This window comes from Rhizobium sp. WW22, from assembly GCF_047041135.1.
Taxonomy (GTDB): Bacteria; Pseudomonadota; Alphaproteobacteria; order Rhizobiales; family Rhizobiaceae; genus Rhizobium.
The window spans coordinates 2,372,796-2,392,412 of the sequence record NZ_CP178198.1 but is presented as its reverse complement, the minus strand read 5'-3'; the positions used below and the strand labels follow the sequence as shown (position 1 = coordinate 2,392,412).

The 19,617-nt window shown below is 60.0% G+C and carries 24 protein-coding genes and 1 pseudogene; 19 read left to right on the top strand and 6 right to left on the bottom strand.

Annotated features, from left to right (window positions below; translation table 11 throughout):
- The first annotated feature begins 41 nt into the window (after positions 1-41).
- From ACK83U_RS11840 to ACK83U_RS11820, 5 genes and pseudogenes are all read left to right on the top strand, one after another.
- Positions 42-770, top strand: coding sequence for an HAD family hydrolase (locus ACK83U_RS11840; protein WP_412474597.1), 729 nt, complete (start codon positions 42-44; stop codon positions 768-770).
- A gap of 105 nt (positions 771-875) precedes the next feature.
- Positions 876-1,462, top strand: a pseudogene (locus ACK83U_RS11835) (5-formyltetrahydrofolate cyclo-ligase).
- Between the two features lie 3 nt (positions 1,463-1,465).
- Positions 1,466-2,290: a YmdB family metallophosphoesterase gene (locus ACK83U_RS11830; RefSeq protein ID WP_112335069.1), complete on the top strand. Its 825-nt coding sequence runs from the start codon at positions 1,466-1,468 to the stop codon at positions 2,288-2,290.
- 125 nt (positions 2,291-2,415) lie between these two features.
- Positions 2,416-3,258: an MBL fold metallo-hydrolase gene (locus ACK83U_RS11825; RefSeq protein WP_112335068.1), complete on the top strand. Its 843-nt coding sequence runs from the start codon at positions 2,416-2,418 to the stop codon at positions 3,256-3,258.
- 135 nt (positions 3,259-3,393) lie between these two features.
- Positions 3,394-4,140, top strand: coding sequence for a YebC/PmpR family DNA-binding transcriptional regulator (locus ACK83U_RS11820; protein ID WP_112410001.1), 747 nt, complete (start codon positions 3,394-3,396; stop codon positions 4,138-4,140).
- A gap of 54 nt (positions 4,141-4,194) precedes the next feature.
- Here ACK83U_RS11820 and ACK83U_RS11815 read toward each other — a convergent pair whose 3' ends face one another.
- Together ACK83U_RS11815 and ACK83U_RS11810 are read right to left on the bottom strand one after the other, a co-directional pair.
- Positions 4,195-4,998 carry an anti-sigma factor family protein gene (locus ACK83U_RS11815; RefSeq protein ID WP_112609510.1) on the bottom strand — a complete coding sequence of 268 codons (804 nt, stop codon included), beginning with the start codon at positions 4,996-4,998 and terminating at the stop codon, positions 4,195-4,197.
- Positions 4,995-5,747, bottom strand: coding sequence for a sigma-70 family RNA polymerase sigma factor (locus ACK83U_RS11810; protein WP_112609508.1), 753 nt, complete (start codon positions 5,745-5,747; stop codon positions 4,995-4,997). The genes ACK83U_RS11815 and ACK83U_RS11810 overlap by 4 nt, the downstream gene beginning before the upstream one ends.
- A gap of 344 nt (positions 5,748-6,091) precedes the next feature.
- On the opposite strand from ACK83U_RS11810, the gene ACK83U_RS11805 reads away from it, so the two are divergent.
- The 3 genes from ACK83U_RS11805 to ACK83U_RS11795 all read left to right on the top strand — a co-directional run bounded on the left by ACK83U_RS11805 (position 6,092) and on the right by ACK83U_RS11795 (position 8,095).
- Positions 6,092-7,066, top strand: coding sequence for an MBL fold metallo-hydrolase (locus tag ACK83U_RS11805; protein WP_112609506.1), 975 nt, complete (start codon positions 6,092-6,094; stop codon positions 7,064-7,066).
- 25 nt (positions 7,067-7,091) lie between these two features.
- Complete coding sequence (locus ACK83U_RS11800) at positions 7,092-7,553, top strand: tetratricopeptide repeat protein (protein WP_112609504.1); 462 nt, start codon at positions 7,092-7,094, stop codon at positions 7,551-7,553.
- 104 nt (positions 7,554-7,657) lie between these two features.
- Positions 7,658-8,095, top strand: coding sequence for a DoxX family protein (locus ACK83U_RS11795; RefSeq protein ID WP_112609502.1), 438 nt, complete (start codon positions 7,658-7,660; stop codon positions 8,093-8,095).
- A 70-nt stretch (positions 8,096-8,165) separates the two neighbouring features.
- Here the strand turns inward: ACK83U_RS11795 and ACK83U_RS11790 are convergent, their stop codons facing one another.
- Positions 8,166-9,164 (bottom strand): LLM class flavin-dependent oxidoreductase, encoded by a 999-nt coding sequence (locus tag ACK83U_RS11790; RefSeq protein ID WP_112609500.1) that lies wholly within the window; start codon positions 9,162-9,164, stop codon positions 8,166-8,168.
- A gap of 189 nt (positions 9,165-9,353) precedes the next feature.
- Here ACK83U_RS11790 and ruvC point away from each other — a divergent pair, with 189 nt between their 5' ends.
- The 8 genes from ruvC (at position 9,354) to ACK83U_RS11750 (ending at position 14,407) form a co-directional block, all read left to right on the top strand.
- Positions 9,354-9,866 (top strand): crossover junction endodeoxyribonuclease RuvC, encoded by a 513-nt coding sequence (ruvC, locus tag ACK83U_RS11785; protein WP_112335061.1) that lies wholly within the window; start codon positions 9,354-9,356, stop codon positions 9,864-9,866.
- Between the two features lie 60 nt (positions 9,867-9,926).
- Positions 9,927-10,178, top strand: coding sequence for an AbrB/MazE/SpoVT family DNA-binding domain-containing protein (locus ACK83U_RS11780; protein WP_112609498.1), 252 nt, complete (start codon positions 9,927-9,929; stop codon positions 10,176-10,178).
- A gap of 2 nt (positions 10,179-10,180) precedes the next feature.
- Positions 10,181-10,594 (top strand): type II toxin-antitoxin system VapC family toxin, encoded by a 414-nt coding sequence (locus tag ACK83U_RS11775; protein WP_112335059.1) that lies wholly within the window; start codon positions 10,181-10,183, stop codon positions 10,592-10,594.
- A 12-nt stretch (positions 10,595-10,606) separates the two neighbouring features.
- Entirely contained in the window at positions 10,607-11,221 is a 615-nt protein-coding gene (ruvA, locus tag ACK83U_RS11770; protein ID WP_112409994.1) for a Holliday junction branch migration protein RuvA, read from the top strand.
- Positions 11,222-11,374: 153 nt separating this feature from the next.
- Positions 11,375-12,418: a Holliday junction branch migration DNA helicase RuvB gene (ruvB, locus tag ACK83U_RS11765; protein WP_112609496.1), complete on the top strand. Its 1,044-nt coding sequence runs from the start codon at positions 11,375-11,377 to the stop codon at positions 12,416-12,418.
- Positions 12,415-13,317: a metallophosphoesterase gene (locus tag ACK83U_RS11760; protein WP_112609494.1), complete on the top strand. Its 903-nt coding sequence runs from the start codon at positions 12,415-12,417 to the stop codon at positions 13,315-13,317. The genes ruvB and ACK83U_RS11760 overlap by 4 nt, the downstream gene beginning before the upstream one ends.
- Before the next feature lie 5 nt (positions 13,318-13,322).
- Positions 13,323-13,832: an NUDIX hydrolase gene (locus ACK83U_RS11755; RefSeq protein ID WP_112609623.1), complete on the top strand. Its 510-nt coding sequence runs from the start codon at positions 13,323-13,325 to the stop codon at positions 13,830-13,832.
- Between the two features lie 11 nt (positions 13,833-13,843).
- Positions 13,844-14,407, top strand: a complete 564-nt coding sequence (locus tag ACK83U_RS11750; RefSeq protein ID WP_112609492.1) for a DinB family protein — start codon at positions 13,844-13,846, stop codon at positions 14,405-14,407.
- On the opposite strand, the gene ACK83U_RS11745 is transcribed toward ACK83U_RS11750, so the two are convergent.
- The 3 genes from ACK83U_RS11745 to ACK83U_RS11735 are packed head-to-tail and all read right to left on the bottom strand — an operon-like array spanning position 14,391 to position 17,388.
- Positions 14,391-15,308 carry an NAD-dependent epimerase/dehydratase family protein gene (locus ACK83U_RS11745; protein WP_112609490.1) on the bottom strand — a complete coding sequence of 306 codons (918 nt, stop codon included), beginning with the start codon at positions 15,306-15,308 and terminating at the stop codon, positions 14,391-14,393. The two genes, ACK83U_RS11750 and ACK83U_RS11745, sit on opposite strands and share 17 nt — an antisense overlap.
- Positions 15,305-16,171: a glycosyltransferase gene (locus ACK83U_RS11740; protein WP_412474596.1), complete on the bottom strand. Its 867-nt coding sequence runs from the start codon at positions 16,169-16,171 to the stop codon at positions 15,305-15,307. The genes ACK83U_RS11745 and ACK83U_RS11740 overlap by 4 nt, the downstream gene beginning before the upstream one ends.
- Entirely contained in the window at positions 16,168-17,388 is a 1,221-nt protein-coding gene (locus tag ACK83U_RS11735; RefSeq protein WP_112609488.1) for an NAD-dependent epimerase/dehydratase family protein, read from the bottom strand. The genes ACK83U_RS11740 and ACK83U_RS11735 overlap by 4 nt, the downstream gene beginning before the upstream one ends.
- A gap of 135 nt (positions 17,389-17,523) precedes the next feature.
- Between ACK83U_RS11735 and ybgC the strand changes: the two genes are divergently transcribed.
- From ybgC to tolR, 3 genes are all read left to right on the top strand, one after another.
- A complete protein-coding gene (gene ybgC, locus ACK83U_RS11730; RefSeq protein WP_112335292.1) occupies positions 17,524-17,979 on the top strand; it encodes a tol-pal system-associated acyl-CoA thioesterase in 456 nt (151 codons plus the stop codon).
- Positions 17,980-18,398: 419 nt separating this feature from the next.
- A complete protein-coding gene (tolQ, locus tag ACK83U_RS11725) occupies positions 18,399-19,121 on the top strand; it encodes a protein TolQ (RefSeq protein ID WP_041677650.1) in 723 nt (240 codons plus the stop codon).
- 26 nt (positions 19,122-19,147) lie between these two features.
- A complete protein-coding gene (gene tolR / locus ACK83U_RS11720) occupies positions 19,148-19,609 on the top strand; it encodes a protein TolR (RefSeq protein ID WP_112335052.1) in 462 nt (153 codons plus the stop codon).
- Positions 19,610-19,617: the final 8 nt, after the last annotated feature.

Sequence of the window (19,617 nt, the reverse complement as noted above, 5' to 3'; positions counted from 1 at the left end):
TGCTTCTTTCGACGGCTGCCGTTAGTCGGGAAGGGCATATCATGAGCGCTGCGTTTGCCGCAGCCGCTTATTGTCTTATCCAGAAAGGTTCGCCCTTGTCCGCTGCATCGAATTCCGCCTTCGCCAAGACCTATTCCGGCTTCCTGTTCGATATGGACGGCACGATCATCAATTCGATTGCTGCTGCAGAACGTGTCTGGGGCAATTGGGCACGCGCCCAGGGTCTTGATGTCGAGAAGTTCATGCCGACCATGCATGGCAAGCGCGGGGTTGATACGATCGGTCAGTTGAATCTGCCCGGCGTGGATCCGGTCGCGGAAGCGCTGAAGATCACCGAGGCCGAGATTGCCGATGTCGAGGGTGTGATCGCGCTGCCGGGCGCCGTCGATTTCCTCGCGTCTTTACCGCCGGAGCGCTGGGCGATCGTCACCTCGTCGCCCTATCGGCTGGCGCTGGCGCGGCTGGATGCCGCCGGGATCCCGGTTCCGCGCTTCATGGTCACCGCCGAAGAGGTGAAGGTCGGTAAGCCCGATCCGCAAGGTTACATCCTCGGGGCGCAGCGCCTCGGCCTCAGCCCGTCGGAATGCCTGGTGTTTGAAGACGTCTTCGCCGGTGTCAAGGCGGGCGAGGCGGCTGGTGGGGATGTGGTGGTCATCACGGCGACGCATTCGCATCCGATCGAGACCAATCATACGACGCTGCAGAATTATGAAAATGTTCGCGCCCATGTGGATGGCAACGGAAAATTGTCGATCATCCGCAAAGGCTGATGCAGCCCACTCCTTTCTGCGACCACGGCATGTCGCTTTCGCGCTTTGCAATGGGCTGCCGGCTCATTATGTTTTTGCGATAGTATGAACTTTCGCGAAGATCCAATGACTCCCAAAGAGCTGAAAGCCCGATATCGCAACGAGCGCCTGGCGGCACGGGACGCCATTCCGGCTGAAGACCGTATTGAAAAGTGCCTGGCCATGGTGGTGCATGGTGGCGACGCCATCGATATCAGCCGGGAGATATCGTCTCCGGCTTCCTGCCGATCCGTTCGGAAGTGGATATAAGGCCATTGATGGCGCGTCTGCGGGAGCGTGGGGCGCGGCTCTGCGTGCCTGTGATCCTCGACCGCAGCACGATCGTCTTCCGGGAGCTTGTCGCCGGGGTGCCATTGGTTCCGGTTGGATTCGGGACTTCCGGTCCGGGACCTGAAGCGGCGGTGCTGGACCCGGATATCATGCTCGTGCCGCTTTCGGCCTTCGACAGAAGCGGCCATCGCATAGGCTATGGTGCCGGTCATTACGACCGTGCGATCGAACGCCTGCATCAAAAAGGGTTGAATCCGCGGCTGATCGGCATTGCATTCGATTGCCAAGAAGTGCCATCAGTGCCGGCTGAGCCGCATGATGTCCGTCTTGACGCGATTTTGACCGAGAGCGGACTCAATTTCGTTTCGGAAGTGATTGGATAGCGAATGCGCCTGCTTTTTCTGGGAGATATGGTCGGCAAGACAGGACGGACCGCGGTGTGGGACCGCCTGCCGGGCCTCGTGTCCGACCTGAAGCTCGATTTCGTCATCGTCAACGGCGAGAATGCTGCCGGCGGCTTCGGCATCACCGAGGACATCTTCCTCGAGACGATCAATGCCGGCGCTGACGTCGTGACGACGGGCAACCATGTCTGGGACCAGAAGGAAGCCGTCGTCTTTTGCGAGCGCCACGACCAGTTTCTGCGCCCTGCCAACTATCCGGCCGGCACGCCCGGCCGCGGTTCCGGCCTCTACTATGCCCGCAACGGCGCCCGCGTGCTCGTTGCCAACATCATGGGTCGCGTCTTCATGCATCCGGAGCTCGACGATCCCTTCAAGTCGGCAGAAGCCATCCTCGATGCATGCCCGCTGAAAGAGCAGGCGGATGCCATCGTCTTCGACTTCCATGCGGAGGCGACGAGCGAAAAGCAGTGTTTCGGTCACTTCGTCGATGGCCGCGCGAGCTTCGTCATTGGCACGCATACGCATGTGCCGACTGCGGACGCACAGATCCTGAATGGTGGCACCGCCTATATGTCGGATGCTGGCATGTGCGGCGATTACGATTCCTCGCTCGGCATGGAAAAGGAAGAGCCGCTCAACCGCTTCATCTCGAAGATGCCGAAGGGACGTTTCGAGGCAGCGTCGGGGCCTGCCACCATCTGCGGCGTCGGCGTCGAGATTTCTGACGCGACGGGATTGGCTGAGAAGATCGCGCCGCTCCGGCTTGGCCCAAGGCTTGCGGAAACCATTCCGGACTTCTGGCGCTGATCGCTGCCTGGTAATTCAGCATCATCATAAGATGACGCGATTGTGAGCAATCCTGTCTTATTGCCGCTGGACCCGTTTCCGGTCATGCCGCATCCTTCGGCCACTATCTGGCTTGAGGGGATGGCATGTTACAGCGATTTCCTGTCCTTGCTGCGTTTTTCCTGGCGATGATTTTTTGGTGGACCGCGGCTGACGCCCAGCAAAAGCCTTCTCGTCCGCAACCCAGCCAATGCCAGGCGATCGCGCAATCCCTGCCCAAGGCGACATTCGCCAGCTTTTCTCCTCCCGGTCCGACGCTCGCCAATGATCCGGTCAATGGTGATGTGAAGATCACCTTTCTTGGCCACGCCACGCTTTTCATCGAAACGCCTGGCGGCGTTTCCATCGCCACGGATTATAGCGGTGCCTATCTGCCGCCCTATACGCCCGAGGTCGTCACGATGAACAAGGCGCATCCGAGCCACTACACGCTGACGCCGGACCCGGCGATCAAATATGTGCTGCATGGATGGAGCGATGTGCCTGGAGAGCCGGCAAAGATCCGCATGACCGTCGGTGATACGTTGATCCGCAATGTCGTCACCGATATTCGCTCCTGGGGCGGCGGCATCGAAGCCAACGGCAATTCGATCTTCATCTTCGAGGTGGCGGGCCTTTGCATTGGACATCTGGGCCATTTGCATTTCGAGCTCACCGACCAGCAATATGCCGAGATCGGCCGTCTCGATGTCGTGATGGTGCCGGTCGACGGCGGTCTGACCATGGGGGCCGACAGCATGAGCCGCGTGGTGAAAAGGCTGCGCTCGTCGCTGATCCTGCCCATGCATCGCTGGGGTCCGCCGGTCGATCAGTTTCTCGCCCTGTTCGGCCCCGACTTCGATATTGCCTATGCACCGACGCCGAGCGTCACGGTGTCGGTGAAGACCTTGCCGCGCAAGCCGCTGATCTATGTGCTCAAGGGGCTGTGACCATCGCGATCACCTTTGAGACCTTCTCGATCGCGACCGCTCTTCATCCCCATTATCCGGCTTTTTACTTGAATGAGGGCCGCTTCGCTCTTATAAGGCAGCCCATTCCCAACAAAAGACGTGAACAGGGGTGCCATGGCTGGCCATTCACAGTTTAAAAACATCATGCACCGCAAGGGTCGTCAGGACTCTGTGCGCTCGAAAATGTTCTCGAAGCTGGCGCGCGAAATTACGGTCGCTGCCAAATCGGGCCTGCCCGACCCGACCATGAACGCGAGCCTGCGTCTGGCGATCCAGAACGCCAAGGCCCAGTCGATGCCGAAGGACAATATCGACCGTGCCATCAAGAAGGCTTCCGGTGCCGATACCGAGAATTACGACGCGATCCGTTACGAGGGCTACGGTCCGGGCGGTACGGCGATCATCGTCGAAGCGCTGACCGACAACCGCAACCGCACAGCATCCAACGTTCGCTCGATCTTCACGAAGGCCGGCGGTGCGCTTGGCGAAACCGGTTCGGTGTCCTTCTCCTTCGATCACGTCGGCGAAATCACCTACAAGCCGACCGCCGGCGATGCCGACAAGGTCATGGAAGCGGCGATCGAGGCAGGCGCCGATGATGTCGAAAGCGATGAAGAGGGCCATGTCATCATCTGCGCCTTCGAATCCCTCGGCGAAGTCGCCAAGGCGCTCGAAGCGACGCTCGGCGAAGCCGAAACCGTGAAGGCGATCTGGCGCGCGCAGAACAACGTGCCGGTCGACGAAGAAAAGGCCCAGTCGCTGATGAAGCTCATCGAAAACCTTGAAGACGATGACGACGTTCAGAACGTCTATTCGAACTTCGAAGTTTCGGACGAAGTTATGGCCAAGCTCTCGGCCTGATCCCTTCTGATCATTCAGAAAAGCCGGCTGCAGCGATGCGGCCGGCTTTTTGCGTTATGGGGCTGTCGTGCGGATAAAATCATCGCGGAAGGTGGTGAGATCCGGTGCGGCGACATCGGAGACAGCCCAAAAGACCAGCCCGTCGGCATGCCATTCGACGAAATTATAGCCCTCCTTCTCGGCATTGGTTTTGGCTCCCGCAGCGCCCGGCCAGATGAAGAGATTGATGACATGACCATGCCGGCGATAGATCAGCGCCGCCACCACCCGACCATCGAGATAATCCACCCTGCCGCCGACGAGAGGGAAGCCCTGTGCTGCCAGATCGACTACGGGCGGGGAGAAATCGATCTTGCCGTTGAACCATGGTTTGACCGTGTGCTGGTCTGATGTCAGCACGTCGGTCAGATGGTCGGCGAGCATCGAGCGCACATGGCTTGCGAGAAGCTGATCCTCGATCGTCTGGCTCTGCTGCGGCACGTTCAGTACCAGCATGAGGCTTGCCGCAAGGACGGCAAGCGACGGCACGAAACTCCATTCGCGGACCAATCGCCACACGTGCTGCCACGGGCTCTCCGTTTGGCTCGCGGCCGTGGTTGCGCGCCTCATCATGGATTGCTCCAGCGTCAGTGCCGCCTGCACGCGGGCATGGACGGTATCAGGCGCCTGCCATTTGACGCCCTCGCGTGCGGAAAGACGCTTGACCATCAGAGCATTCTCCATCTCGCCGGCGCAGTCCCGGCAAGTCGCCAGATGCGCCTCGAAACGCGCCGCGTTGGTTGCGTCCAGTTCGCCGTCGATGAAGCCGTGCAGCAGGTCGTTCCATTCACTGTGATCATGTTGCTCTCTGCCGCTCATCGTGCCGCCCCTTTCTCGTCGAGGCTGCGCCAGACTTCGCCGAAATCACGGCGGGCGCGGGCAAGGCGCGACATGACGGTGCCGATCGGCGCATCGATGATCTCGGCAATTTCCCTGTAGGAGAGATCCTCGAGTTCGCGCAGGACCAGGACCTCGCGCATGGCATCGGGCAGCCTGTTGATGACCTCGCGCACGCGCTGCGTTTCCGACTTGCGGATGAAGGCCGCCTCGGGCGTATCCTCTTCGGAGGCGGGATCAGGGGAGGGCGGGCCCTCATCCGAATCCCGTTCGTCCGTCATCGGCTGCTCATAGCGAGTCTTGCGCCGGCCCTCCTGCAGCCAGGCATGGTAGCAATTGCGGACGATGGTGAAGGTCCAGGCGCGGGCATCGCCGTCGCGAAACCCGCCGAAGCCGCGATAGGCGCGAAGATAGGCTTCCTGCACGATATCCTGGGCTGCATCGGCATCACGGCTCAGGAACCGCGCGAAATTATAGGCGGCGTCCAGATGCGGGATGATCGTTTGCTGGAAGCGACGCATAGTCTCGTCGGGGGAGGCGGTCGCACGCTGTGCAGGCATTTCATGCGACGATGAGTCTGCCGTAGTCGTGAGGACAATGTATCCGCTCGGCTTCAGTGCCGCAAGGAAAGCGCGCAGGCAGTTTGTAAACCAACCCGACCTGCCAACCGCGTCGTCTTGCGATGGGCGCAAGCTCCATATCGGGAACTCGCCGAGCGTCATCGAAGTCATAAATTGGGCGTCTTTCATCATGATCCCCGCAAAACGCCGATACCGACTGTAAGCCTCGGATACGGTGCTTGCAATGTTGCCTGCGATACTAGATCGCGCCCGCGCGGGTTTTATTCCCGGTCGAAAGCAAAAAATCGCAGATGCCGAATGCGGAGGCCCGCCATTCTGCCGCTCCAATCCAGTCTCATGAAAAATAACCTCATACATTTCAACGGTTTGTGAGAATTTTTCGCGCGATTGGGAATAAGCGCTCATTGCTATCGATCTTCTTCCTCAGTGGACGGCCGCGATTGCTTGCGACCTCCGCCCGGCCCGAAAAGCCATAACCCTGAGGAGATATTGCGATGTTTGATATGACCCGCCGCGCCGTGCTCGGCACGGCCGCAGCTGCGGCAGCCTTCGGGCTGTCGTCGAAGCTCGAATTCATTCCGCAAGCTTTTGCCGCCACGCAGCTGGAGCCGACGGTCGGCTTCTACAAATACAAAGTCGGTTCGATCGAGGTCACGGCCATCTATGACGGCATCTGGCGCAAGCCGCACGATCCGGCCTTCATCAAGAATGCTTCCGTCGAAGACACCAAGGCAGCACTCTCAAAGGCCGGCCTTACCACAGACTTCATGCCGATTCCGCTGACCGTCGTCGTTCTCGATATCGGCGGGCGCAAGATCATGATGGATGCCGGCTCCGGTGTCGGCCAATGGCAGACCAATGCCACGCATCTGCCGGCCAACATGGCTGCCGCCGGCATCGACTATAAGAAGATCGATACGATCATGATCTCGCATTTCCATCCCGACCACGTCTGGGGCCTGATGGAAAAGGAAACGAACGCGGCCGTCTTCCCGAATGCCGAGCTGATCGTCAACGCCGCCGAATACAACTGGTGGACCGATCCCGGCCGCGTCGACAAGCTGGCGCAGGGCCGCAAGGAAGCCGGCCGCCGCATCGCCTCCGTCTTCCCGACGTGGAAGAACTGGAAGCTGGTCGAGGACAATGCCGAAGTAGCGCCCGGCGTGCACATGCTTGCCGCATACGGTCATACGCCGGGCCACTCGGTCTTCCTCATCGATGGCGGCAGCGAGCAGCTGATGGTCTCGGCCGACATCATGTATGTGCCGGCACTGCTGGCGCCTCATCCCGAATGGGAAGGTGCCTACGACCAGGATGGTCCGATGGCGGTTGCCACCCGCCGCAGGCTGATCGATCGCGTCATTGCCGACAAGATCAGGATTTGCGGCTCGCATTTCCCGTTCCCGGGCTCCGGCACCTTCGTCAAGGACGGCAATGCCTACGGATTCACCCCCACCATCCAGGCCTGAGCGGCCAAAAACAGGAGCAATTACCATGTTCAGACATGTCATTTTCGGGATCGCAGGCCTGTGCGTCGTCGCCATCCTTCCGGCCGCAACGGCAGGCATTGCCTTTGCCGTCGACAATATGGAATCGACCGATGCGCCGGACCTGACCTCCGTGCGTACCAAGATCGATGCGAAGGACTATGCCGGCGCACTCGCCGAGCTTCGCGATATCGCCGAGGAGCACCAGCAGGCCGATGTCTACAATCTGATGGGCTTCACCCTGCGCAAGACCGGCGACTTCAAGACGTCGCTCACTTACTACACCAAGGCCCTGGAACTGCAGCCGGGTCACAAGGGCGCGCACGAATATCTCGGCGAGCTCTATGTCGAGACGGGCGACATGCCTAAGGCCCGCGAGCAGCTGGCGACGCTGACAAAGCTTTGCCCGGCGGGATGCGAGGAGCTTGAGGACCTGACCAAGGCGATCGCCGCCAAGGCCAGCAACTGAGCCCGATCTCCATCGTTCCGGCGGCATTTCACTCGGTCATGTCGAGGGGATGCCGCCGGACGGGATCGGAAGCCGCACGAATATCGACAGGAAGGAGAAAGGTCATGGAATTCGAAGAGGAGAGTGCCGTTCTTGTGAATATGGCCGACATGGCATTGCTGTTCGGCCGCCTGCTGCTATCGCTGCTCTTTCTGGAAGAAGGCATCGAACTTGCCAGCAATCTCGACACCGCATTGGAGGCCATGGCGAGGCTTGGCGTCACTGCCCCTATCGCCATTGCCACCATCGTGCTGCAGCTTGGCGCCGGCCTCGCCATCGCGCTCGGGCTTATGACGCGCCTTGCGGCATTTGGCCTTGGCCTATTCTGTGTGCTGACGGCGCTACTTTTTCACACCAACTTCGCCAGCCATAATGAGTTGCTGCATTTCGAAAAGGATCTGGCGATCGCGGGCGGTATGTTCGCGCTGATCGTCGCCGGCGCCGGCAAGCTGTCGCTCGACATGCTCATCCGGCGTCATTGGAAGACGAGGCTCGTGGCTTGAGCCCGCCGATCGCCCGGTGAGCCATATATGCTGGATCGGCTCACCGGATTAGACCGTTCGCTTTCGAAGGTCAGGAGACCTTCTTGAAGCTTGGAAGCGTCGCGAAGAGTTCCACCGACTTCAGGCGTGCCTCGATATCGTGAATCGGCATCGATATGATGACTTCATCGGCTTCCGTATCCTTGATGAATTGCGAAAGCTTCGCCTCCGCCGTTGCCGGCGAGCCGACCACGGCATAGCGCAACGTATTTTCCACGTTCAGTTTTTCCATTGGCGTCCAGAAATCATCCATGTCACGGCGCGGGCGCGGGAAGGGGCCGCGCACGTTGCGGCGGAGATTGACGAATTGCTGTTGCGCGGAGGTGAAGTGATACTGCGCTTCCTCATCCGTCTCCGCCACCGCTCCCATGGCGCCGACCATGACATAGGGCTTGTCGAGCGTGGCCGAAGGCGTGAAGCGCTCGCGATAGATGGCGATGGCATCCATCAAGGCTTCCGGGGCGAAATGCGAAGCGAAAGCATAGGGCAAGCCCAGCATAGCGGCGAGGTGGGCGCTGTAGAGGCTGGAGCCGAGCAGCCAGATAGGGATATTGGCGCCATGGCCGGGAACGGCGAGGATGATCTGATTGTCGTCCGCGGGGCTGAAGAGGTGCCGCAGTTCGACGATATCCTGAGGAAAGCTCTGCGCGCCGGCATCTATATTTCGCCGCAGGGCCTGCGCCGTGCGCATGTCGGTGCCCGGGGCGCGGCCGAGGCCGAGATCGACGCGGCCGGGAAACAGCGCTTCCAGCGTGCCGAACTGTTCGGCAATCACGAGCGGTGAATGGTTCGGCAGCATGACGCCGCCCGAACCGATGCGGATGCGCGAGGTTGCCGCGCCGACATGGCCGATGACGACCGATGTCGCGGCGCTGGCAACACCCGGCATGCCGTGATGCTCGGCAAGCCAGAATCGGTTATAGCCCAGCTCTTCCGCCTTCTGCGCCATGCGCTTCGAGCCGTCGAAGGATTGGCTGATGGTGCTGCCTTCGGCAACGGGCGAAAGATCGAGGATGGAAAAGGGGACCATGGCAAGAAACCTGCGTGGTGGAAGGGAGGGTCGCTTGCACATGTAGGAGCGCTGTCCGCCTATTCCAAACCCATCGCCGCAATTTCGTCACGATGTTTTCAGCGCGGCTTTGGCGATCCAACCAGACCCTTGTTTTTGTTTTGTTCACATTTTGCTGGCACATGTCGAGCCTGAAAGATAGGTTGGCTTATGCAGAATACGATTCGCATCATCGGCATCGATCCGGGCCTGCGCCGTACCGGCTGGGGTATCATCGATACGCTTGGCAATTCCCTGCGCTTCGTGGCGTCGGGGACCGTGACCTCGGACGGCGACATGGATCTCGCGTCCCGTCTCTGCCAGCTGCATGACGGACTTGCCGAGGTTGTTCACAGCTATCAGCCCAATGAGGCCGCCGTCGAACAGACCTTCGTCAACAAGGATGCGGTGGCAACCCTGAAGCTCGGTCAGGCGCGCGGCGTCGTCATGCTGGTTCCGGCGCGCGCTGGCCTGCCTGTCTCGGAATATGCGCCGAATGCGGTCAAAAAGGCCGTCATCGGCGTCGGCCACGGCGAGAAGCAGCAGATTCACATGATGCTGAAGATCCTGATGCCCAAGGTCGAGTTCAAGGGCAATGACGCGGCCGATGCGCTCGCTATCGCCGTCTGTCACGCCCATAACCGCGGCGCCAGCCGGCTGCGGCAGGCAGCGCTGGCCGGGTAGTTTGTTCTTGACTTGTTCTTATGGTAATGATAATTCTTACTTTAAGTTTGGAGAGTAAGAATGCGTGTGACATCCAAAGGGCAGGTGACCATCCCCCGCGACTTGCGCGAGTTGGCTGGCATAGAGCTCAATAGCGAAGTCATATTTTCCATCGAGGATGGAAAGCTGGTTGTTTCGCCCAAGAACGGTAAGCGGGACATCGAGGATCGGCAGCGGCTCGATCGGTTTATGGCTACCCTCAAGCGGTTGGAAGGCACCGGCGATCAGGAGATCGATGCCGAAGCGCTGATGTCGATGACTCGTGACCGGTAATCATGGTCACTATCGTCGATACGAATGTGTTGGTTGATTTGGCCATCCCTGGTTCAGTTTGGCATGGTTGGTCCAGCGCGCAGGTTCTTTCCGCTTTCAAGCGAGGAGCAGTCATTATCAACCCCATCATCTATGCGGAATTCTCGGTGCGATACAGCAGTATGGATCAAGTGGACGAACTGCTGCCGCAAAGCGAATTCCGCCGCGAAAGCCTGCCGTGGTCAGCGGCATTTGCCGCAGCGGCGGCTTTCAGGGTTTATCGTCAGGCTGGCGGTGGGAGAGAACGCATTCTTCCTGATTTTATGATCGGCGCACACGCTGCGGTGCGTGGCTATTCCATATTAACACGAGATCCCAAGGGCTATCGCTCCTACTTTCCCTCGCTCGACCTCATCACCCCAGAAACCCATCCCTGACGGACATCATCCATGATCGGCAAGCTGAAAGGCACAATCGAAGAGATCGGCGAAGACTATGTGCTCGTGGATGTGCACGGCGTCTGCTACGTCGCCTATTGTTCGGCTCGGACGCTGTCGAAGCTCGGGTCGGTCGGCGAGGCCTGCATTCTCTTCATCGAGACATATGTGCGCGAAGATCAGATCCGGCTTTTCGGCTTCATGACGGCGCTGGAACGCGAGTGGTTCAACATCGTGCAGACGGTTCAGGGCGTCGGTGCGAAAGTGGCGCTGGCGCTGCTATCGACGTTGACGCCGGCCGAGCTTGCCAATGCGATCGCCTTGCAGGATCGCGCCGCCGTCTCGCGAGCGCCGGGTGTCGGCCCCAAGGTCGCCATGCGCATCGTGACGGAACTGAAGAACAAGGCGCCGGCTTTTGCCGGCGACGCGGCCAATATCGCGCTCAAGCAGGAGCTGGGCGAAGGCGTTGCCGCAGCACCCGTGGCCGATGCCGTTTCGGCGCTGACCAATCTCGGCTACTCCCGCGATCAAGCAGCCAACGCCGTTGCGGCGGCTATAAAGGCGGCCGGCGAAGGTGCGGATAGCGCCAAGCTGATCCGGCTCGGTCTCAAGGAACTCGCGCGGTGAGGCTTTGCACCATCCGCAATCCTGACTATTGTCGCAAAGCTGAGAGATCGGGCCTCGGCACTCCTTAGTCACAGAGTATTTTTGAGGCGGTGGTTGTGATAACGCCTTCGGCGCAGAAGCCGCAAAACGCATACCGGGAATGGAACCTCTGACATGAGTGAAGCCGCACGTCTGATATCGCCGGAAAAGCGGGGCGAAGACATCGATGCGACGCTCAGGCCGCAATCGCTGGACGAGTTTACCGGCCAGGCGGAAGCGCGCGCCAATCTGAAGGTCTTCATCGAGGCGGCCAAGGGTCGTGGCGAGGCACTGGATCATGTGCTGTTCGTCGGCCCGCCCGGCCTCGGCAAGACCACGCTGGCGCAGATCATGGCCAAGGAACTCGGCGTCAACTTTCGCTCGACGTCTGGCCCGGTCATCGCCAAGGCGGGCGATCTTGCGGCGCTGCTCACCAATCTCGAAGAGCGGGACGTGCTCTTCATCGACGAAATCCATCGTCTCAATCCGGCTGTCGAGGAAATTCTCTATCCGGCGATGGAGGATTTCCAGCTTGATCTCATCATCGGCGAAGGCCCGGCGGCGCGTTCGGTGAAGATCGATCTCGCCAAGTTCACGCTGGTTGCGGCTACGACCCGCCTCGGCCTCCTGACCACGCCGCTGCGCGACCGTTTCGGCATTCCTGTACGGTTGAGCTTCTATACGGTCGAGGAGCTGGAGCTGATCGTCCGGCGTGGTGCCAGGTTGATGGGTCTTGGCATGACGGATGAGGGCGCGCGCGAGATCGCGCGTCGGGCTCGCGGCACGCCGCGCATTGCCGGCCGCCTGCTGCGGCGCGTGCGCGATTTTGCCGAGGTCGCCAAGGTTGAAGCGGTGACGCGCGAGATTGCCGACGAGGCACTGACACGGCTTCTCGTTGATAATGTCGGCTTCGATCAGCTCGACAAGCGCTATCTGAACATGATCGCGGTCAATTTCGGCGGCGGGCCTGTCGGTATCGAGACTATCGCCGCTGGCCTTTCCGAGCCGCGCGATGCGATCGAGGATATTATCGAGCCCTATATGATCCAGCAGGGCTTCATTCAGCGTACGCCGCGCGGGCGCGTCCTGACCGCAATTGCCTGGAAACATCTTGGCCTGCAGCCGCCCAAGGATATTGAGGCGGCACAGTTCCGGCTGTTCCGGGAGGCCGATGAATGATCAGCCGTCGCCGCTTCCTGAAGCTCTTCGGCGGCAGCATTTTCGGTTTGATGGCACTTGGCGGATATGCCCTCGGATATGAGCCGGTCGTTCGCCTGAGTGTCACTCGCTATGCGCTGACCCCGCCTGGCTGGACGCCGGGGCTGAAGCTCAGGATCGTCGCGCTTGCCGATTTCCACGCCTGCGAACCGTGGATGAGCGCCGAACGCATTGCCTCGATCTGTGCGCACGCCAATGATCTCGGTGGCGATATCATCGTTCTGCTCGGCGATTATACGTCGGGAACCGATCTCATCACGGCCCGTGTCGATCATAGCATCTGGGCGGCAGAACTCGCGAAGCTGCAGGCGCCGCTCGGCGTGCATGCCATCGTCGGCAATCATGACTGGTGGCACGATGCGACGGCACAGAGAAACGGCCATGGCCCGACATTCAGTCATCGGGCGTTGGCCGGCGCCGGTATCGATGTCTATTCCAACCGTTCAGCACGCCTTGAAAAGAACGGTCAGGGGTTCTGGCTTTCGGGTGTGGAAGATCAGCTTGCCCTGCGCCGCAGCATGCGGTGGAAGCGGTCTGTGACCAGGGGGCTGGACGATCTCGGCGGTACGCTGGCGCAGGTGACCGACGATGCGCCCGTCATCCTTCTTGCGCATGAGCCGGATATCTTTCCGAGCGTTCCGTCGCGGGTGTCGCTGACCTTGTCCGGACACACGCATGGCGGACAGGTGCGCGTGTTGGGTTGGTCGCCTTATTCGCCGTCGCGCTATGGCGACAGATATGTTTATGGCCATATCGTCGAGGAGGAGCGCCATATCATTGTTTCCGGCGGTCTCGGCTGCTCCATCGCGCCGGTTCGCTTCGGCGTGCCGCCCGAAATCGTCGTCATCGACCTGGGGTGAACATGATGCCGAAACGCAGGCTCATCAGACTGAATGCCGGTGACACGCGTTTTCAGATGCGGGTGGCGGGCCTGGCTTTTCGCGACGGTCATGTACTTGTGCATCGCGCCGTCCACGAAAGCTTCTGGACCTTTCCCGGTGGCCGGGCCGAAATCGGCGAGACCTCAGAGGAAACGCTCAGGCGGGAAATGATGGAGGAACTCGATATCGAGGTGACCGTCGAGCGCCTTCTCTGGTCGGTGGAGAACTTCTTTCACTACGAGCAGCGTGACTGGCACGAGTTCGGCCTCTACTACCTGATGGAAATCCCCGCCAGTTTTCCGTTCCATGCGCGCGATGTCGTGCATCGCATTCAGGATGGCGATAGTGAGCTGGAATTCAAGTGGGCACGGGCAACGCGGGAGGCTCTGGTTGAGCTGGATATCCCGCCCTACTTCATTGCGGAGGAAATCGAAAATCTGCCTGCAACGCCCCGTCATCTCGTCTGGCGTGATGGCGATCTCGACAAAGCCTAAGGGGGTGTCCGATGCCCGATTACGATCCACTCCGAAGCGTGCGAAAGCTTGCCTATAACAATGCGCTGGCGAATGTTCGGCTTTATCGGGCCTGTACGGCGCTGAAGCCCGGAGAATTCGAGGCCGCGCGGGTCAGCTTTTTCCCGTCGATCAAGGCGACGCTTAATCATAACCTCACGGTTGATTGGTTCTATGTCGATGCGCTGGAAGGCGGCTCTTTGGGTCTTCAAGCCTTCGAGGTCGACGAGCCCTACGACCGGCTGGATGATTTGAGCTGGGAGCAGGCGGAGGTCGACCGCCGGCTGGTCGCATTCTGCGAGGCGCTGACGCCGGAAGAAGCCTTACGGGTGATCGATATCCAACGCAGCGGCCGCGTCCAGCGGGAGAGGGCAGACGACGTGCTGAGCCACCTGTTCCAGCACCAGACGCATCACCGCGGTCAGGTGCATGCGATGCTGGCCGGGACAAGCGTTGCCCCGCCGCAGCTCGATGAATTCGTTGTGGCTGACGATGCCCAATTCAGGGGTGCGGAGTTAGCAGCTCTCGGCTGGGACGAGATCAAGCTGATGCGCTGATCTGGCGCTGGTGCAGAGTCGCGGACTTTGCGAGTGTCTCGACCGTCATCTGCAGCAATGCCTTCCCGCCGCCCTGCCAGCCGAGAGAACGGATTTTTGCCGTGCTCATGATGCCGGTCGGCGCGTCGGGCGCTGGTGCGGGCAGGGGATGCGGACAGTGTGTTGCCGCCTGAAGGTGTTGCAGGATTTCGTGGGTATCGGTCGCTATATCCGATAGGTTGAAGGCTTCGCCGTCGATGCGGCCTGCCTCCGTTTCCAGAAGCAGGCGAATAGCGCGGCCGAGATCGCGGCCGTGCACTTCCGTACCTGCCCGTGAGGCAACCGGTCTGCCATTCAGATAATCACTGAACAACGTGTCCCATTTGTTCGGCCGCAAGTCGCCATAGACGCCGGTCGCCCTTATGCTTGCCGTGGCGAAGCCGGGTGTCGAGAGCGAAAAAAGAGCGTGCTCGGCATCGCGCTTGACCGCGCCGTAGAGCGTGTTTGCGGCGGGCTTCGTCGCTTCCGTCACCTCTTCGTTGCCAGCCTGATCGCCATAGACAGCGCGGGAGGAGAGGAAGATGCAGCGACGAATGCCGGCCTTTTTGGCTGCTTCGAATAGCCTTACCGTGCCGTCCAGATTGAGGCGGCGGAACGCTTCGGGATCGTCTCCTTCACCGCCGCGATATTTGCCCGGCAGGTGGCTGAACGCTGCGTGGACGAAGAGATAGGCGTCATCAAAGGCATGACGCTGGTCTTCGGCGGGATCCAGGCTCAGCGGTACGAAGGAAACCGGCCGGGAAAACAAAGCAGGGTCTGGCGGTGTGCGCCCGCCGATCGCGACCTTGTATCCGGCCGACAACAGCTCCTCGGCGATATATCGGCCGACGAGGCCCGTACCGCCCGAGAGGAGGACTCTCATGCCGCTGCCTTCGGATTTGCCAGCGTGGCGATATCAGGCATATCCCGCCCGGTGTGGAAGCTGTGCCACAAGTCGATCAACGGTCCTAGCCGATCGGCCTTGGGGTGATTTTCCTCCCAGGGCTTTTCATACTGGTAATGCAGGATGGAGACGCTGTTCCAGTTCCAGAGTTGAGGCATGCTGAACCAGACATATTGCAGCATGTTCATGAAGACAGGAAGGCCGTGCCAATCGGGGAAAAAGGCTTCCAGAAAAGATTGGTCCGTGCGCCGCCAGAAGACGTCTGGGCGGTCGAGCCGCTGCAGCATGTCCTGAAACGTCAGAAGCGACGGCTTGGCGACGAAAACGCCGGAATTCAGCCGGTGAAAATCCGAAAGGCTCTCATAGACATTCGGGGCTGCCGAAAACTCCGGATAATCGAACAGCTTGTCGACATTCTTCAGCACCAGCGCGTCGGCATCGATGAAGACGCAAGTGTCGTATTCGATGAGCTGCCAGAGCCGCAGCTTGCAGAAATTATCGAGCGGCGTGTGAAAGGACGGCTTGCGGCCCTTAGTAAAAGGCGCGGCGGCATGGAGGTTGCCACGCGCATGCCGCTCGTTGAAGGCGTCCGAAAGCGGGAGATGCTCGACCTCGATCAACCGGCAATCCAGCGCGAGAAGCGGGGCGAGATCGCTTTCGCGAACGCCCGCCGTGTGCAGCACCACAATATCGGCTCTGGTGCCGCTGCGAGCAATCGAGCGCGCCAGCGCCAATGCTCCCATGGCATAGTCGGCATTCGTGACGAGTGTCACGAATGCCTGCCTGGCATGCGGGCGGCTGTGTGGACGCAGCCCCTGCAATATTTCGCTTCCCGGCATCATGACACGGACTTCAATCTCTTGCCCTCGGGATCGTGGTTGACCGTCGCGGCGAGATCCTTTGTCCAGGCCGAGACGGCCGGGACCCGCGAGCGGTCGACGCGATAGGCGTATTTCTTGGCGACATCGACGATCTCGCTCAGCAGGCCGGCTTTCAGTGTGATTGGATCGAGACCGAGACCCAGGAATTTGTCGTTCTTGACGATCAGCTCGTTCTCTGCGGCTTCCTTGCGCGGGTTGGGAAGCCGGACGATTTCGGCGCCGCTGATCTTGGCGATCATCTCCGCGAGATCGCGTATGCGATGCGTTTCCGTCATCTGGTTGAAGATCTCGACACGGGCATTGCGTTGCGGCGGGTTCTTCAAGGCAAGTTCGATGCAGCGCACCGAATCCTGAATATGGATGAAGGCACGCGTCTGGCCGCCGGTGCCATGGACCGTCAGCGGATAGCCGATAGCCGCCTGGATGAGGAAGCGATTGAGCACCGTGCCATAGTCGCCGTCATAATCGAACCGGTTGATCAGTTGCTCATGCCGGTGCGTCTGCTCGGTATGCGTGCCCCAGACGATGCCCTGATGCAGGTCGGTGATCCTCAGCCCGTCATTCTTGGCATAGAATTGAAAGAGCAGCTGATCGAGGCACTTCGTCATGTGATAGATCGAGCCGGGATTGGCGGGGTAAAGAATCTCCTGGCTCGCCGTGCGACCATCGGTCGTCTCGATGCCGACGGGCAGATAGCCCTCGGGGATGGCAGCGCCGATCGTCGAATAGCCATAGACGCCCATCGTGCCGAGATGCACGAGATGGGCGTCGAGATTGAGGTCTACCAGCGCGTTCAGGAGGTTGTGGGTGGCGTTGACGTTGTTGTTGACCGTGTAGTTCTTGTGGCGGTCGCTCTTCATCGAATAGGGGGCGGCGCGCTGCTCGGCGAAATGGACGATGGCATCGGGGCGATGCTCGGACAGCCATTTTTTCAGAAGCTCATAGTCCCTGGCGAGATCGATCAGGTGGAAATGGATGCGGCGGCCGGTTTCGGCGTGCCATATGCGGGTGCGTTCCTGGATCGAATCCATCGGCGTCAGCGACTGGACCCCCAGCTCGGTATCGATCCAGCGGCGGGAGAGATTGTCGAGGATGTGGATCTCATGACCGGCGTCGGAGAGGTGAAGCGAGGTTGGCCAACCAATGAATCCGTCACCGCCCATAACCGCAATTTTCATAGGATCTTCCTTCTATGCCGATCCGCTAGCCGGCACGATTCCGGATAGTCGGAGTTTATGACAATTGTTCAAAGCTTGCTTGATGGCAGAACTTCGGCCAAAGAGATGCCGGACATTCAAGGAGATGCGGCAACGATGAACAGCCCCTTTCTAATAGCTGGGGAACTGGAAGCCGGAAGCCACCGGCTGGTGCAGCGAGTCTACTATGAGGATACGGATTTTTCCGGGCTCGTCTATCACGCGCGCTACCTGCATTTCCTTGAACGGGGACGCACCGACTATCTGCGTTGTCTCGGAGTGGAACAGCGCGAACTTCTGAATGCCGATGAAGAGGGGCTGGTTTTCGTTGTCCATCGCATGGAGATCGATTTCAAGGGACCGGCTCGCATGGATGACCTGCTGACGATCCGCACGGTCACCGAAAAGGCCGGTGGCGCTAAGATGGTGCTGTCTCAGGAAATCCGGCGCGACGAGACCCTGCTGATTGCCGCGAAGGTCATCATTGCCGTGATCAATGCAAAGGGGCGTCCGCGCCGCCTGCCGGAGAAGCTTGCCGCACAAATGCTCACGGCGTCGGAAAGTGCTGGGTAATCAGTAACTTGGAATGCTCATCGCATCAGGGCTGCCTTGCATAAGGATAGCATGATCGACAAGAGGCGGCTTGCAATAACTTGAGTTTTATGTGAAGGAATTCGCCGCGCAAGCTTTGTCTGCGTTTGTCGCCGGTTTCGTCCGGTCAGTTCTTCCCTGGAGCGAGAATAACCTTCGCCGCCGTTAAATCCTTCGTGTTTCGACGCTAACATTCTTTTAACCATAATAGTGTCTTACTGATTATGTCGGAGTTTGTGCGGTGCACGCCTTCCTTTGACCAAATTTGACGGCAAGAAGGCAGTTGTAAGCTTGGAAGGCTTGACCAGGGCGTTCAGCGGCGGCTGCCAAACAATTCTTGTGAGATCACTTTTAGCCGCCCGGTCTAGCACCGGGCGTTTGGATTCGGGGATTTTGGATCAATGGAACAAGTAGCATTGGCAGCGGCCACCACACCGGACATCACCCTCTGGTCGCTCTTCATGCAGGCAGGCCTGGTGGTCAAGCTCGTCATGATCGGCCTGCTGGCAGCGTCCGTATGGACCTGGGCGATCGTCATCGACAAATATCTGAGCTACGCGCGGGCGCGGCGGCAGTTCGATCACTTCGAGCAGGTTTTCTGGTCGGGCCAGTCGCTTGAAGAGCTCTACCGCACGCTTTCGGAGCGTAACAATACGGGCCTCGGCGCCATCTTCGTTGCAGCGATGCGCGAATGGAAGAAATCCTTCGAGCGCGGCGCCCGCTCGCCGATCGGCCTGCAGATGCGTATCGACCGCGCGATGGACGTGACGCTGGCGCGTGAATCGGAACATCTGACCGCCCGCCTCGGATCGCTCGCGACCATCGGCTCCGCCGGTCCGTTCATCGGTCTCTTCGGTACGGTCGTCGGCATCATGACCTCGTTTCAGGCGATCGCCGGTTCGAAGTCGACCAACCTTGCGGTCGTCGCACCGGGTATCGCCGAAGCGCTTCTGGCAACCGCGATCGGTCTGGTTGCCGCTATTCCGGCCGTTATCGCCTACAACAAGTTCTCGGCCGATGCCGGCAAGCTTTCGGGCCGCATGGAAGGCTTCGCGGATGAATTCTCCGCCATCCTTTCGCGCCAGATCGATGAAAAGCTGCAGCCGCGCCAGGCTGCGCAGTAAGTCGCGGACAGAACCGGAGTATTCACATGGGAATGTCTGTTGGAGGCAATGGTGGCGGCGGTGGCCGCCGTGGCAGTCGTCGTGGCGGAGGCCGTGGCGGCCCGATTTCCGAGATTAACGTGACGCCGCTGGTCGACGTCATGCTCGTGCTGCTGATCATCTTCATGGTGGCGGCGCCGATGATGACGTCGGGCGTGCCAATCGACCTGCCGCAGACGCAGGCCGGCGCACTGAACGCCCAGACTCAACCGATCACGATCTCGATCAAGGCCGATGGCCAGGTCTTCCTGCAGGAGACGCAGATTAACGTGACCGAGATCGCCGACAAGTTGAAGGCGATCGCGACGACGGGCTATAACGAGCGCATTTTCGTGCGTGGTGACGGCAAGGCGCCTTACGGCGTCATCGCCGACGTCATGTCTCGCATTCAGGAAGCCGGTTACAAGAACATCGGCCTGGTTACGCAGCAGCAGACAACGGATCACTGACGAACCGA